This is a genomic window from Psychromonas arctica, from assembly GCF_038155225.1.
GTDB classification, from domain to species: Bacteria; Pseudomonadota; Gammaproteobacteria; order Enterobacterales; family Psychromonadaceae; genus Psychromonas; species Psychromonas arctica_B.
Window position 1 is genome coordinate 30,041 of sequence record NZ_JBAKBA010000034.1, and the last position, 14,367, is coordinate 44,407.

The window sequence follows — 14,367 nt, forward strand, 5'->3', positions numbered from 1 at the left end:
TACTTTAGTTATATTAAAAACTGTAATAAATGTGCTATTAAAATTAAATTAAACAATAACTTACATTAAATAATAATTAATTCGCCTTGTAATGCACCTGCTTGTTTTAACGCTTCTAGGATAGCCATTAAATCACCAGGCGCTAAACCAACTTCATTAACAGCTCTCACTAAATCATTTAAGTTAATACCGGGATCAAATTGAAACATACGACTGTCTTCTTGAGTAATATTGATGATGCTGTTATCAACTACCTCTGTATTACCATTAGCAAATGCATTCGGTTGAGATACCGTTTTATTTTCACTGATAGTGACGCTAATGCCACCATGAGTTATCGCTGTTGGTAATAAACGAACATCCTGACCGATGACTATCGTACCAGTACGAGAATTAACAATAATTTTTGCACTTGCTCTTGCTGGTTCAAACTCTAAATTTTCTAATGTTGATAAATATGATACTCGTTGCGATATATTACGGGGGGCGAGTACACTGACAGAAGTAGCATCCAATAAACTTGCTGTATTTGGCCCCACTAAATTATTAATCGTATCTGCCATTATTTTTGCAGTAGTAAAGTCAGATTCATGCAAATTAAAGGTAATCGTATCACCTTGTGAGAATGGTGAAATAACTTCACGTTCAACAATCGCACCGTTAGATATGCGCCCTACCGTAGGCGTATTAATAACCACTTTAGAACCATCAGCACCTTCTGCACCTAGACCTCCAACAACTAGACTACCTTGCGCTAATGCATAAACTTTACCGTCGACCCCCTTTAAGAAAGTTTGTAATAATTCACCACCACGTAAGCTTTTAGCTTCACCAATAGCTGACACAGTAATGTCAATTTTCTGACCTCGTTTTGTAAATGCTTTTAGCTCTGCAGTAATAGCAACAGGCGCTACATTTTTAATATTTAAGCTTTGCCCTTGTGGAATGTTAATGCCAAAGTTTCTTAACATAGTTGCAAATGCTTGTTCAGTAAATTTACTACTTTTTTCTCCAGTACCGGGTAAACCCACCACTAAGCCATAACCTACTAATTGATTACTACGAACACCTTGTACACTTGCAATGTCTTTAATACGTGCTGCCTCAGCGGCATTAACAAATAAAACAAACGCTAAAACAAGGCATATGGTGAAAAAGGGTTGTACTATTTTACTTAATGATAATTGCATACTGCTCTCCTGCTTATACGCGAGTAACTAATTCAATAAAGCGTTTAGAATGGCCAATAAGGACCGCTAAAGAATGAAGTCAACCACCCTTGTCGTTGTGTGTTTGCAAAGTCACCGGTACCACCATACTGGATACGAGCATTTGCTACATGAGTTGATGAAACAGAGTTATCTGAGCTCACATCTTCTGAACGAATTACGCCTTTAATACGAACAAATTCTTCGCCGTTATTTAACATTAGCCATTTTTCGCCGCGGATTTCTAAATTACCATTACTTAAAACACGTGTAACGTTAACGGTAATACTGCCTTGTAAACTATTACTTTGATCTGTATCTGAATCACCAGAAAAAGCACTATCTTGAGTAATGCCCCCACCGAAACCAAATGCAGGAATTGACCTTCCACCTGGTAAAGTGACCGTGTCCACATTGACATTATAACTGTTACTTTTATCTAAACTGGTGCCTGCTTGTTTTTTCGCTGATGTCGACTCTTCTAAGTAGACAGTAATAATGTCACCTATACGGTGTGCTTTAATGTCTGAATATAAATTATTCGCATAACTATGCTGAAATAAAGAACCGGTCGGTATTACATTTAAATCTGCTTCCACTGGTTCTACAGGTGAATATTCGGGATCATTTTTTACTTGCTCGTTAGGTAATGAAGTACAACCTACTATGCTCAACAATGAGAATAAAATAAGAATACTTTTCATATTAATCACCTATTTATAATTGTTGACTAATGTAAGATAACATTTCATCAACAGCTGAAATAACTTTTGAATTCATCTCATAAACTCGCTGACTTTCAATCAAATTAACCAATTCTTCAGTCACATTTACGTTAGAAGTTTCAAGCATACCTTGTCGTACAAATCCTAAACCGTCACCACCAGGGACCCCTTCGATTGGAGCACCTGACGCACCAGTTTCAGAATATAAGTTCTCACCTAAAGGTTGTAGACCAGATGCATTAATAAATGCACTGACATTTATTTGCCCTACCACTTGGTTCTCTGCTTGACCTGCAATATTGACCGATACTTCACCTTCTGAACCAATACTGATTGATTGTGCATTATCTGGGATTTGTATTTGGGGAACTAAAGGGTACCCTGAACCGGGCGTTACAAGTGTCCCTTCTTCATTAAGCATAAACTCACCATTTCGAGTATATGCAGAACTTCCATCAGGCATCTCAATTTCAAAGAAACCACGACCATCTATCATTAAATCTAATGAGTTATTTGTAGTTAATGCATTACCTTGTTCAAAGTTTTTCTGAACAGCGACCACTTTTGCACCAGAGCCAGTCATTAAACCAGATGGTAATTTTGTATCTTGTGTTGCATTAGCACCGGGTTGATTAACATTTTGATAAAGTAAATCTTCAAAAATAGCTCTACTTTTTTTAAAACCAACAGTACTGGCATTTGCTAAATTATTTGAAATTGTTGCAACATTAGTTTGTTGTGCATCTAATCCTGTTTTACTGATCCATAAAGCGGAATGCATAACCTTCTCCTTAAATTCTTATTAATCTAGCTAGATAAACTTAAACAACTTTTAATAAAGTGTCTGAGCTTTCGTCAATCTCTTCCGCTTTTTTCATCATTTTTATTTGCATTTCAAAATTACGCTGTAAATTAATTAGACTCGTTAATTCACTGCTTAAATTTACATTTGATGCTTCTAATGTACCGTTACTAACAACAACATCATTGGAAAACTCAGTTTCTTGTCCATCAATACGGCGAAATAAACCATCAGAACTACGCATTAAGTCTTGAATGTTAGGGTTGACTAACTTTAATTGAGCAATGTTCTCTAACCCTTCTGGTGGTGCACCTTCAGGGCGCACTTCAATCACACCATCTTTTCTAATATTAAATTTTTCAATTGGCATCTGAATAAAGATATTATTTCCGGTATTATCCAAAACCTCTCTACCACTGGCATCAATTAAAAAACCATCTGCAGTTATATTAAAATCGCCACTACGAGTTAAACCTTGATCACCAGTATCAGATTTAACAACGAACCAACCTTGACCTTCAATAGCAACATCCAATTCACGCCCAGTTTGAAGGACGACGCCACTGTCAAAATTTTGTCCAGGTGATTCTGCCAATGCAAAAACTCGAGTAGGTAACCCATCGCCATGCACTTGCATGCTACGTGCTTGTTCAAAACTAGCTTTAAAGCCGGTTTTACTGGCATTAGCCAAGTTGTTACTGTGGATAGCCAACGCATTCATGTTCTCTTTAGCGCCAGACATTGATACATAAAGAAAATTATCCATTCTACTTCCTTAACTATTGACTGTTGAACTCATAACAGCGGTAAAGATGGTTACATATTTATTTTATAAACAGATAAATGCAATGCTTGTGCCAACAAACAAAATCAGAGAAAAGTTATAATTAAATTAAGATAAAAAATAAAGATAAAGAAAGATTTACTAGAAAGAAAAATGCACCTGAATAGGTGCATTTATAAAATGAGATATAAAAGTAAATAAATTAACGTATTTGTAAAATGGTTTCTTGTAATGAAGAGCTAATCTCTAATGAACGAGAATTCGCCTGGAAATTACGTTGAGCGGTAATTAAATCAACTAATTCAGTCGTTAAATCAACATTAGATTGTTCTAATGCTCCCGAACTAATACTACCAAATGAACCAGATCCCGCTTCACCAGCAAGTGGTTCGCCTGAATTCTGTGACTCATTCCAATTTGAGCCATTCTGCGATAAACCCTGTTCATTTCTAAAACGGACCATAGCAACACGTGCAAGTGGATCAGATGTCCCATTACTGTAAGTCGCTTCAATCAACCCATCACTACCGATTTCAATGCCAGTTAAACGCCCTACAGTCAAACCATCTTGCTCTAATGCAGTCACCTCAAATGCAGCTGAGAATTGAGTTGGATCCTGATAATTAATAGTAATTGCTTGCGTTCCATCTGCCCCAGCTGAAAGTACATTAGCACCACCAACACCTAATTCTTCAAAATCTAATACTGCAGGGTTGCTCCCCTCATAAACACCATTTTCATCAAAGTTAAGCACAACACCATAATGCTCTTCTCCATCTGCAGTATAACTTGCAGAGACACCCGTTGTATCATCGAAAGTACCATCAGCATTTGTATCTACCAAATAATTTACAGGTGTAGTACTTTCAACTGGTTTACCATCTACTGTAACAAAAGAAACCCATTGATTCGTTCCCTCAGCTGATGAGCTTTCAGGCTTTACATAATAAGTATTTAAAATATGTGCTTCACCTAATGAATCATAAATAGTCACTGAGGTTGCATTATTGTAAGTATCTGGATCTGCAGGATCAAAATTAGCCAGTACTTTTGAATCATCGCCAGCTGGTAAATTAAGACTAATGTCAACCGATTCAGTTTTAACGGGTGTTCCGGCTGTTTCTGGAAGTTGAATGGGTTCGGTCGTTGCTAAACTTAACGATGAAGAACTACCATCTAAGTTAACAGGGAAGGCTTGTAAATAATTACCGCTATTATCAACGATATAGTTATCAGCATTTAGCTTAAAAGTACCTGCTCGTGTATAGCTAAGATTATTATCATCAACACCTGGTGAGGTTGCAAAAAAACCGCTACCTGTGATTGCTAAATCCAATGGGTTATCAGTAAACTTTAGACTACCTTGGTGAAACTGTTGTGCAACTGCTGAAACCGAGGCACCATCGCCTACTTTAGTTTTACTATTAGAAAATAAAGAGTTAGCATAAACGCTATCAAACTCAGCTCGAGATTCTTTAAAACCTACTGTTGCTACGTTTGCAATATTATTTGACGTTGTATCTAAATCTGTCTGTGCAGCCGAAATTCCGCTTAGTGCAATATTAAATGACATAGTTATTTCCTCTAATTATATATTTTCTGAAACTTCAATTGCATCAGCAAGTTCAATACCACCTAAACCTTTTAGATTTAAATACACGCTAGCTGAACCACCACCGAGACTGACACTTTCAACATGTGCATAACTTGCTGTTGTCAATTCTTCGCCATTACCGTTTACTGATCCATAAGCATTAAAAGTATACTTGCCTTCTGGAGCAGGCTGTCCTTGTGAATCTAAACCATCCCAATCAAAACGTTGATTACCGGCACCAACATCACCAATATCAATAGTTCGAATGACACTACCTGCACTATCTTCAACTGAAACTAGAGTACTGTAGGCGCCTGTTGTGGTTGTTAGTGAACCAGAAGCTGTTCCACCTTCTGATAAATAAGTTTCATTACTTGGAATCAATACTTTTTTGCCCACTAATGACGATGCTTCTAAAGCTTGACTTGAATTCAATACTTCTTTAATACCTGCAAATTCAGTCCCTAACGTTGCAATACCTTCCGCAGTAGTAAACGAGGACATTTGAGATATCATTTCTGCATTTTCTACTGGTGAAAATGGGTCTTGATAAGCAAGTTGTTGAGATAGTAAAGAGAAAAAATCTTCCTGGTCCAGTTGTTGTTCAGAATCGATCTCTGCATTAGCTTTAACTTGTGAGTCGGTTAATGGAGCCGTTAAGCTTATTCCTGATGAAGTTATAGTAGCCATCTAATTATCCTTATCCTTTACCAAGCTGTAAGGTGCTGCTTAACATTTGTTTCGCTGCATCAGCAATTTGTACATTCGTTTGATATGAGCGAGAAGCACTGATCATATTCGCCATCTCTTCCATTACATTCACATTAGAATGATAAATAAAACCATTTTCATCAGCTTTAGGATGATTTGGTGAATATTCTTGGTTTAGCTCTGCAGTACTTTCAACAATACCTTGTACTTTTACGCCGACACTACTGTCTAAACCACCCATTGCACGATTTAGCTCTGCAGCAAATACAGGGTGTCGAGCTTTATAGGTTTCATCAATATTGCTACTAACACTGTTTGCATTAGCCAAATTACTGGCAGTCGTATTTAAACGCACGGATTGTGCACTCATACCACTTCCGGCCACATCTAATACTTTTAATAAACTCATAATAATTCTCCTGACACGCTATTATTGGCCTTTTATCGCTTTGCGAAGCCCTGATATACTACCGTTTAAAAAATCTAAAGTAGCTTGATACTCTAAGCTATTCTTCATAAATAAATTACGTTCAACTTCCAAGTCAACAGAATTACCATCACCAGTATCCGGTTGATTCGAAGCACGATATAACAAACCACTTTGTGCCATTGAACTTGAGAAACCTGCATTATGGGAACTGTTAGTACGGCTTAGAGAAATACCCGTACCTGACTTTGCTGCATTCAAGGCATCTTTAAAGTTAATGTCTTTAGCCTTGTAATTAGGTGTATCAGCATTTGAGATATTAGAGGCTAAAATTTCAGTACGTCGAGCTCTAACTCCTAATGAGTACTGGTAAATGCCTAATGCTTTATCAAAGTTAATTGCCATAATTTTCTCCTTTGTTTATGTAAATGCAAAGCATGTGCCAAAAACAAAAAAACAAGTATGAAAATCATAAAAATACAATAACGGGCTTTATGTCAGCTTAAAACAGGCTATTTATGGTAGTTAGCGTCAAATATAGAGTGGAATACAAAATTAAAATGGATTTTAAAAGAGAAGAAAAAATAATTAGTGGCAAACATAAAGTAACTAAAAAGTTCAAACTATTGAATATCAATAATAATCACTAAAGAGGCAATTATTGCCTCTTTAGTGATTATTAATTAAAATAACCAAAAAACTAAGTAGATTATTTAGATTTTAGTTTATATATAATACCTGGATTACAACGTACCATCTCAAATCTATCAGTTAAGCCATTCAACGACTCAGAAGCACCAAGTATCAGGTAGCCATCAGGATTTAAAGCATTAGCAAACTGATTCAATATTTGAGATTTAACCTCATTTGAAAAATAAATCAGTACATTGCGGCAAAAAATCAAATCAAACTTACCAAGAGATGCATAACTATCTAATAAGTTAAGACGCTTAAAGGAAGTCAATTTTTTGACCTCAGGTTTAACTTGCAATTTACTACCAAGCCCATCAACAGGAATAAAAAACTGACGCTTTCGAGTGTCTGATAAACCTCGAGATAAAGCTAATGAATCATATTGACCAAGGTTACATTGATTAAGCATTGAATCAGAAATATCTGTACCAGTAATTTTAATATTTAAATTAGTCATTGGCTTTGATTTTTCAAATTCGATTGCAGACATTGCAATTGAGTAAGCTTCTTGTCCTGAAGAGCTCGCAGCTGACCATACTTTTATATTTCTTTTCGTTTTGATCAGTTCAGGAAAAAGCTTAGACGTCAATAATTCAAAAGGATAAATATCACGAAACCATAACGTTTCATTGGTTGTCATCGCATCAACAACTAAATTACGTAGTTGAAGGTTTTGACCAGTAATTACCTTTTCGATAAGATCCGATAAACTCGGAAAATCAAATTGAGCAATTAATGGTGTTAAACGACTCTTAACAAGATATTGTTTATTTTCACCCAGTACGATACCACACTGTTTTTCTAAAAAACCAGCAAACTTCTTGTAAAGATCATCAGAAAATATTCTCACTAATTATTATCCATATTTCATTGTTACTTTAAACAAACAGACTTCATTTTATCAGTTTAAATACCAGATAAAACGGTAAAAGGGTAACAATGTCACCAATTATTCTATAGTGTTTCAGCGTTTATTCAGCATCGACATTAATCACTTTTTGGACAGCTATTGCTAACTCGTCTGGGTTAAATTTTGCAATAAAATCATTAGCTCCCACTTTTTCAACCATAGCTTGATTGAAAATCCCGCTTAAAGAGGTATGTAAAATGATATACAAATCTTTCATATCGGTATTTGATTTTATTGCAGATGTTAAAGTATAGCCATCCATTTCAGGCATTTCCACATCAGAAATCATTAGAGCATATTTTTCAAATACTGGTTGGGTTTTAGCAACCTCATTCAATAGATCTAATGCTTCTTTACCATTTTTAGCTAAATCACACTCAAGACCTAAGGCGGTGAGTGTACGTTGTATTTGCTTTCGAGCAACAGAAGAATCATCTGCAACTAAAACACGTTTATTTTTTATATTTTTGATAGTAATTTGTGTCGTTACTTCGGTATTAACCGGCGCAATTTCATCAAGTACTTTTTCAACATCTAATACTTCAACTAAACGATTATCAACTTCAGTTACTGCCGTTAAATAACTATATCGGCTACTACCTGTTGGAGGCGGTAAGATATCTTCCCAGTTAATATTAATAATACGCTCAACCGATCCAACTAAGAAACCTTGAACAGAACGATTATACTCTGTGACGATAATAAAACGATTTTCAATATCATCTATTGCTCGTCCTCCCGTTGCCAAGTTCAAATCAATAATTGAAATTGCTTGCCCACGTACATAAGCAACGCCACGAATAGCGCCATTTAATTTAGGTAAAACAGTAAGAGGAGGACATTGTAAAACCTCTCTTACTTTAAATACGTTTATACCATAACGTTGGATCCCACCTAACTTGAAAAGTAATAGCTCAAGTCTGTTTTGCCCTACCAACTGAGTTCGTTGATTTACTGAGTCTAAAACTCCTGCCATATTCGATCCCTTTTTGTTATGGTTATTTTTTAAAAAGTAGTTTTATAATCTTTTACTACATAAAATGTAAAATGTGCATAAAATAAGTTAACTTAAATAAGGTAACTAAATTGTTTCGATTTACTTTAATGATACTAAGTCTAGTCTGTTCTTACAGTTTAGCAGATAATAATTACTCTAAAGAGATAGAAAAGTTTGCTGAAAGCCTCGTTTTTGACAAATATCAAGAAACCTTCGAGATAACAGGAGAACAAAAGTTATATATAAAGGCAATACCTATCACAGATCGCGTTACTTTCTCTAAATGTTTAGTACCGTTACAAGGTCATATTGTAGGCGATAAAATAAAAAGCAAAACCGCTGTTAAAGTATCTTGTCTGGATGCGACACCTTGGGATCTTTATATTCGAGTAAAAGCACAAATCTTAATCCCATTAATTATTAGTAGCCGCCCAATTAGTAAAGGTGAAATATTAAGTAATAAAAACATAGAACTTATTTATAAAGATAAATCTCGCGTTAGAGGTAGCACCTTCACAAATGCTCAAGCATTAAGAGGCGTTCGCTTAAAAAGAAATATATCTTCTAAAAAAAGTATTCGTCATAAGGATATCTGTTACGTTTGCGAAGGAGATAAAGTCACCATTACAGCGAATAAATCTGGATTAATAATAAAAGCCTCGGGTATTGCCCTAAGCGATGGTAATATAGGAAGCACTGTCAGAGTTGAAAACTCTCGAACACAACGTATTGTCGTTGGTACGGTTTACGCTCTAAAAGAAGTACAAGTAACTTTTTAAAAATAATTATTTTGCAGCTAAAGTTATTAATATTTCTGCCGATACATTAATTATGTAGACTAATTGGAATACGATTATGAGTATAAATATCAACCGCCAAGCACCACAAAGTAACCTTGCTATTGATCAAAATAAAACCCAAAAACAAGGCAATGCAAGTGCAACTGACAATACGAGTAACGCAAGTTCAACTAAAGACTCAGTGCAATTAACATCGCAAGCTGTGAGTTTAAATAATATGCAAAAACAAACCTCTAGTGAGCCACAAGTCGATATGAAACGTGTTGATACTCTCAAAGCAGCAATATTAAATGGCGATTATAAAATTAATTCAGAGCAATTGGCGAAGAATATTGGTAACTTTGAAACTGACTTTAATAAGGCATATTCAAGTTAATGCCATAACTTAAAAGAATATAAGATGCTGACACAACAACTTTCTCAATTATTAGAATCGATTCAAGTACTACAGAAATTACTTGAAGAAGAAAAACAATGCTTAAAAGAAAAATCATTCGAAAACCTAAATACACTTCTCTTTAATAAACAAAAATTATTACAAAAGATTAACAGTGATAATAAAAATATCAGTACAAAAGATAACTTAACAATTATCGAACAAGATAAGATTTTATCGACTTTAAAACAAAATATTGTAAATGATTTAACAGAGTGTCAAAAAAATAACGAAATTAACGGGCGCTTAATCGAAATGAGTATGAAAAGTAATAAGCATTTGGTGCAATTACTTACTCAAGCTAAAGGCAAAAATAGCATTACTTACGATCAAAAAGGCCTGTTAAATAGTGGAAGCTTGTTAGGTAAGAACATCGAAGCTTAATGACGATTTAACTATCAGTAAGGTATTCGAGCAGTAAGATATTCGAGACATAAAAAATGCGAGCTACTGAGCTCGTATTTTTTATTTCATCTTGTTGTATTAAATAAACCTAAAACTCGTATCGAACAAATTTAACCTCAATTAAAATGAATAAATTAATAATGAAGCTTTAATAATAAACTTGGCTTTGCACTTTTATTACATCATCTGGATTTGCAAACTCAGCATCTTTTAAGAATGGTAACGTTGTCATGTTTAAACCTAACTCAGTGATATACAAATCACTTTCATGGTAAGTACGTATTACTTTCGCTCCTCTTACAAGACCTTTTACTTTTGATTTAAGCCTTCCACTTTGCAATTGATAATCCTGCACACTATTCTCTGAAGTAAGCATCACACCATAAACCTGTTCAGCCAACTCTTTATAAGCTTCTAACTTAGAAGCTTTAATTGCGTTCAACATTTTAATATCATCAGTTGCCCCATTTTGAGCAGACATAGTCGCATAACCTACCGAAACGAACTCATATTCATCAACCTCTTCGACAGGTTCTTTATGAACGACACAGCCTGAAAGAATCAATAATACGCCAGACAATATGCTCAAAGTAAATGCTCCCTGAGCATATTGATTTAATTTAAACATGGATAACTCCCTAATGGTTTTTAACTGGCAATAATTGCCTATCGATAAATTTTTTTATATTCAACAAATAGAGCAATAAACATACCTAAATTGAATCTGATAAAATAAAAACCTAAGAATATCGATATAATAGGTTAAAACTGATTAATAAAATACTCAAATAAGAGGTAAAGAATAAACATTAAAAAGCAAAAAACAGGCCTAAACCTGTTTTATTAATAAAGTATTTATATTAAATTTTATTCAACTAAACGAACAAGTGATTGGCTACCATCACGTTCACTATTACGTAATATATAACGTTTTGGAGTATAGTCATAACGCCCACCAACAAAAATTCGATGAGGAATAAAAGCACTACTTGTTGATTCAACGACATTATTAAGGGCATTAACGATACGAATATTAACAATAACACCTTCCTCGTTACGAGATAAAGTCCCCGTTAATATTCGGCTTACATCTACATTTTTTTTAAGTTTCTTCCAATCTCTTGTCATACCAAACTCACCATCATTAGTGACTTGAATATTGCCCATTAATTTATAATCAATTACACGTAACTTTCTAATATGTAATTCATGAAAAAATTGCTCTGAAATAGTCTGCCCTAACCAACTTGTATTATCATGATCATTTAAATCCACCAATGATGTTAGTGCAATTGACTCACGGTGAAAAGGAACCTCATAATTAAAAAGTAATTGGTCTGCCATTTTACTGACGACCTCTGACAATATAAGTGACTTTTTTCCATTAAATGTATAAAGGTGACCATAACCACTAGAATCAGTCTGAACATCTGCTTGGTCACTATCCTCATTATTAGCATCACCTCTGCTAAAAGAATGGGCTATATAATAATAAAGATAATCCTCGTTCGTCCTAGCTTCCTCTATAGCAAAAATAGCGGCAGACTCTTGATGCAATGAAGAATGAGATGATGTACAACCTTGTAACATCATAATCAATGTAGAAATAACCAATAATTTGTTCATTAAAGCCTGCCTTAGTAATAATTTTTTATCCTAAAATGTTATCGGCAATAACATTCAAAACTTTAGACAATTAATCATAAAGGGGTAAAAAGTATAGTTAGTAAAAAAGTTGGTTTAGATTTTGCTTCTTCTCATCACAGCAGTAATTGTAAATAGTAAGAAAACTTTAATTCACAGTATTTAAAAAGCGGTTAAGCAAATGAGAGTTCCGATGAAAAAAATCATATTTATTGCATTACTTTTGTTATCCAATAATACTTTTGCGCAATGGTTTCAAGCGAGCGCAAACGCAATCATTATAAATAAGAATATTGAGGAAGCTCGCGAACAAGCTATTAAAAAAGCAGTAAAAGATGCACTTCTTTTTTCAGGAGGGACAATATCTAGTTTGCAACAAGTGAACCAAGGAGTACTAGTTGAAAATCAATTAATACTCAATTCAGGTGGGGAGATTAAAGCCTTAAAAATAATTGAAGAAAGCCAAAAAAATAATTTATTAACAGTAAATTTAAAAGTTAATATTATTACACAATCAGATCTGTGTTTTGGCGGGCATTTTCCTAAATCCATGGTAATTAGCCGCTTTGCTATGAATGTACCTCAGCAAACAGTTGACGGTCAAATTTATAACCTACACAAAAAAGTAAGCAATACATTCTTTAACCAATTATTGTTAAGTCCAAATTTATTTAATATACGCCGTTATATCGATAAGCCCTTACAGCTTGGTGAAAAATATAACAATAAAAACTTAGCAGATACCTTAGCAAGCATATCTTCTCAAACAGATAGTCAATTTATTGTATTTGGTGAGATTAATGATTTATCCGTTAAATTTGAAAGTAAAACATCATTAAATTATTGGATAACAAATCCAGACCGCCATTTTTATATGACCGTTTATTTATATGATGCACTTCAAGGTAAGCTTATTTTTAGTAAACAATACCGTCAAAAAACGACCTGGCAGTATGGAAAAGAACAACAGGCAGATTTAAATAGTAAGCAATTTTGGGAGTTCCAATATGGGCAAGCTATATTAAGCAGTTTAGCTCAGGCAAATATTGATATTTCACAAAGAATACAATGTATTATTCCGCGCGCGCGCATAGTGACAGTGAATAGTAATAACATAAGAATCAATCTAGGAAAGAACAATGGGTTACAACAAGATATGCTCGTTGAATTATCTTATTCAAGTAACTTTAAAGACCAATTTGGTATACAGAGACAATCTTCAACTATTGCTAAACAGGCAATGAAAATAATAGAAGTACATGAAAATAGCGCAGAGTTAACGACTATAGATGATTACCCTTTAAGTAATATTCAAATCAATGATATTGCGACTATTAAATCAATACAATAATTATGTATAATATCCTCGATATTAATGATGTAACTAACTAATTTAATATTATTAATTATAAGTCTCTCTATAGCTCAACAGGATAGAGCACCCGCCTCCTAAGCGGATGATCGGGGTTCGAGTCCCTGTGGAGAGACCATACAACCTTAATAATAAGAAACATTCTAAGATTTAAGTTTAATAATAAAATTTAATTTAAAACAGGCCTAGTTCACTTGTAAAATAACGAATAAAACTTCATTTAAAAAATTAACAACATATCGTTCCAACTAACACCGCCATGAGTAGAATCAGACTTCCCTTGATGATTGAATCCATGTTTTTGATAGAAGCTAACTAAATGGTCCTTACAGGTTAAAACAATCCCAAACTGCCCTCTTGATTTACTAGTTTCGATAAGGTGTTTAATTAATAAACTTGCATAACCTTTTTGCTGATGTTTTGGTGCGACGACTAACCCGAATACCGTTTGATACTTTCCATTAGGGCAATGCAAAGAGGAATCTGAATATAGCTCATCCGGTAGTTCAGGGCTATCATTGATGCTTCCATTTATATGACCAACAATTTCTTCATTTATTTCTAAAACAAAGAAGCATTCAGGAAAGGCTCGAAACCGTTCTTTAAACATAGTCAAAGTAGCAGCCTCTGATTCTGGGAAACCCAGGTTTTCAATTTCAGCAATACGAATAATATCTTCTTTAGTTGCTTGACGTAAATTTTTCACAGACACTCCATATTTCAACATATCAAATATAATGCATAACTTTAATTTCAAGATAAAGTCATTATAAGAAAAGAATTTATAATCACAAATAAAGCATTAAAACGAAAAAATCCCTGCTGACGTGAGTCAACAGGGATTATCGTATTAGGCGCT

17 protein-coding genes and 1 tRNA gene are annotated in these 14,367 nt (G+C 34.2%); 5 read left to right on the forward strand and 13 right to left on the reverse strand.

The window, feature by feature from the left end; all coding sequences use genetic code 11:
* Positions 1-65 precede the first annotated feature (65 nt).
* From V6255_RS13505 to V6255_RS13550, 10 genes are all read right to left on the reverse strand, one after another.
* The gene (locus tag V6255_RS13505) at positions 66-1,190 is read right to left on the reverse strand and encodes a flagellar basal body P-ring protein FlgI (protein WP_341628634.1); all 1,125 of its coding nucleotides are present in this window, start codon (positions 1,188-1,190) and stop codon (positions 66-68) included.
* Positions 1,191-1,234: 44 nt separating this feature from the next.
* Positions 1,235-1,912, reverse strand: coding sequence for a flagellar basal body L-ring protein FlgH (gene flgH / locus V6255_RS13510; protein ID WP_341628635.1), 678 nt, complete (start codon positions 1,910-1,912; stop codon positions 1,235-1,237).
* A gap of 13 nt (positions 1,913-1,925) precedes the next feature.
* Positions 1,926-2,714 carry a flagellar basal-body rod protein FlgG gene (flgG, locus tag V6255_RS13515; protein ID WP_160060645.1) on the reverse strand — a complete coding sequence of 263 codons (789 nt, stop codon included), beginning with the start codon at positions 2,712-2,714 and terminating at the stop codon, positions 1,926-1,928.
* A gap of 40 nt (positions 2,715-2,754) precedes the next feature.
* Positions 2,755-3,501, reverse strand: coding sequence for a flagellar basal body rod protein FlgF (locus V6255_RS13520; protein WP_160060644.1), 747 nt, complete (start codon positions 3,499-3,501; stop codon positions 2,755-2,757).
* Between the two features lie 220 nt (positions 3,502-3,721).
* Complete coding sequence (gene flgE, locus V6255_RS13525; RefSeq protein WP_341628636.1) at positions 3,722-5,092, reverse strand: flagellar hook protein FlgE; 1,371 nt, start codon at positions 5,090-5,092, stop codon at positions 3,722-3,724.
* Positions 5,093-5,107: 15 nt separating this feature from the next.
* Positions 5,108-5,803 carry a flagellar hook assembly protein FlgD gene (locus V6255_RS13530; RefSeq protein ID WP_341628637.1) on the reverse strand — a complete coding sequence of 232 codons (696 nt, stop codon included), beginning with the start codon at positions 5,801-5,803 and terminating at the stop codon, positions 5,108-5,110.
* Between the two features lie 10 nt (positions 5,804-5,813).
* Positions 5,814-6,233, reverse strand: a complete 420-nt coding sequence (gene flgC, locus V6255_RS13535) for a flagellar basal body rod protein FlgC (protein ID WP_025562506.1) — start codon at positions 6,231-6,233, stop codon at positions 5,814-5,816.
* 21 nt (positions 6,234-6,254) lie between these two features.
* Positions 6,255-6,656: a flagellar basal body rod protein FlgB gene (gene flgB, locus V6255_RS13540; RefSeq protein ID WP_160060641.1), complete on the reverse strand. Its 402-nt coding sequence runs from the start codon at positions 6,654-6,656 to the stop codon at positions 6,255-6,257.
* A gap of 304 nt (positions 6,657-6,960) precedes the next feature.
* The gene (locus tag V6255_RS13545; protein WP_341628638.1) at positions 6,961-7,794 is read right to left on the reverse strand and encodes a protein-glutamate O-methyltransferase; all 834 of its coding nucleotides are present in this window, start codon (positions 7,792-7,794) and stop codon (positions 6,961-6,963) included.
* Positions 7,795-7,915: 121 nt separating this feature from the next.
* Positions 7,916-8,830, reverse strand: coding sequence for a chemotaxis protein (locus V6255_RS13550; RefSeq protein ID WP_341628639.1), 915 nt, complete (start codon positions 8,828-8,830; stop codon positions 7,916-7,918).
* Between the two features lie 110 nt (positions 8,831-8,940).
* Between V6255_RS13550 and flgA the strand changes: the two genes are divergently transcribed.
* The 3 genes from flgA (at position 8,941) to V6255_RS13565 (ending at position 10,471) form a co-directional block, all read left to right on the forward strand.
* Complete coding sequence (flgA, locus tag V6255_RS13555) at positions 8,941-9,630, forward strand: flagellar basal body P-ring formation chaperone FlgA (RefSeq protein WP_341628640.1); 690 nt, start codon at positions 8,941-8,943, stop codon at positions 9,628-9,630.
* Between the two features lie 76 nt (positions 9,631-9,706).
* Positions 9,707-10,027 (forward strand): flagellar biosynthesis anti-sigma factor FlgM, encoded by a 321-nt coding sequence (flgM, locus tag V6255_RS13560; protein WP_341628641.1) that lies wholly within the window; start codon positions 9,707-9,709, stop codon positions 10,025-10,027.
* Between the two features lie 24 nt (positions 10,028-10,051).
* Positions 10,052-10,471, forward strand: a complete 420-nt coding sequence (locus V6255_RS13565) for a flagellar protein FlgN (protein WP_341628642.1) — start codon at positions 10,052-10,054, stop codon at positions 10,469-10,471.
* 169 nt (positions 10,472-10,640) lie between these two features.
* Here V6255_RS13565 and V6255_RS13570 read toward each other — a convergent pair whose 3' ends face one another.
* Together V6255_RS13570 and V6255_RS13575 are read right to left on the reverse strand one after the other, a co-directional pair.
* Positions 10,641-11,120: a hypothetical protein gene (locus tag V6255_RS13570; RefSeq protein WP_341628643.1), complete on the reverse strand. Its 480-nt coding sequence runs from the start codon at positions 11,118-11,120 to the stop codon at positions 10,641-10,643.
* Between the two features lie 239 nt (positions 11,121-11,359).
* Complete coding sequence (locus tag V6255_RS13575) at positions 11,360-12,118, reverse strand: FlgO family outer membrane protein (RefSeq protein WP_341628644.1); 759 nt, start codon at positions 12,116-12,118, stop codon at positions 11,360-11,362.
* 211 nt (positions 12,119-12,329) lie between these two features.
* Between V6255_RS13575 and V6255_RS13580 the strand changes: the two genes are divergently transcribed.
* Together V6255_RS13580 and V6255_RS13585 are read left to right on the forward strand one after the other, a co-directional pair.
* On the forward strand, positions 12,330-13,487 hold the full coding sequence (locus V6255_RS13580) for a flagellar assembly protein T N-terminal domain-containing protein (protein ID WP_341628645.1): 1,158 nt from the start codon (positions 12,330-12,332) through the stop codon (positions 13,485-13,487).
* 63 nt (positions 13,488-13,550) lie between these two features.
* A tRNA-Arg gene (locus V6255_RS13585) sits at positions 13,551-13,626 on the forward strand.
* 102 nt (positions 13,627-13,728) lie between these two features.
* Here the strand turns inward: V6255_RS13585 and V6255_RS13590 are convergent.
* Entirely contained in the window at positions 13,729-14,214 is a 486-nt protein-coding gene (locus tag V6255_RS13590) for a GNAT family N-acetyltransferase (protein ID WP_341628646.1), read from the reverse strand.
* Positions 14,215-14,367: the final 153 nt, after the last annotated feature.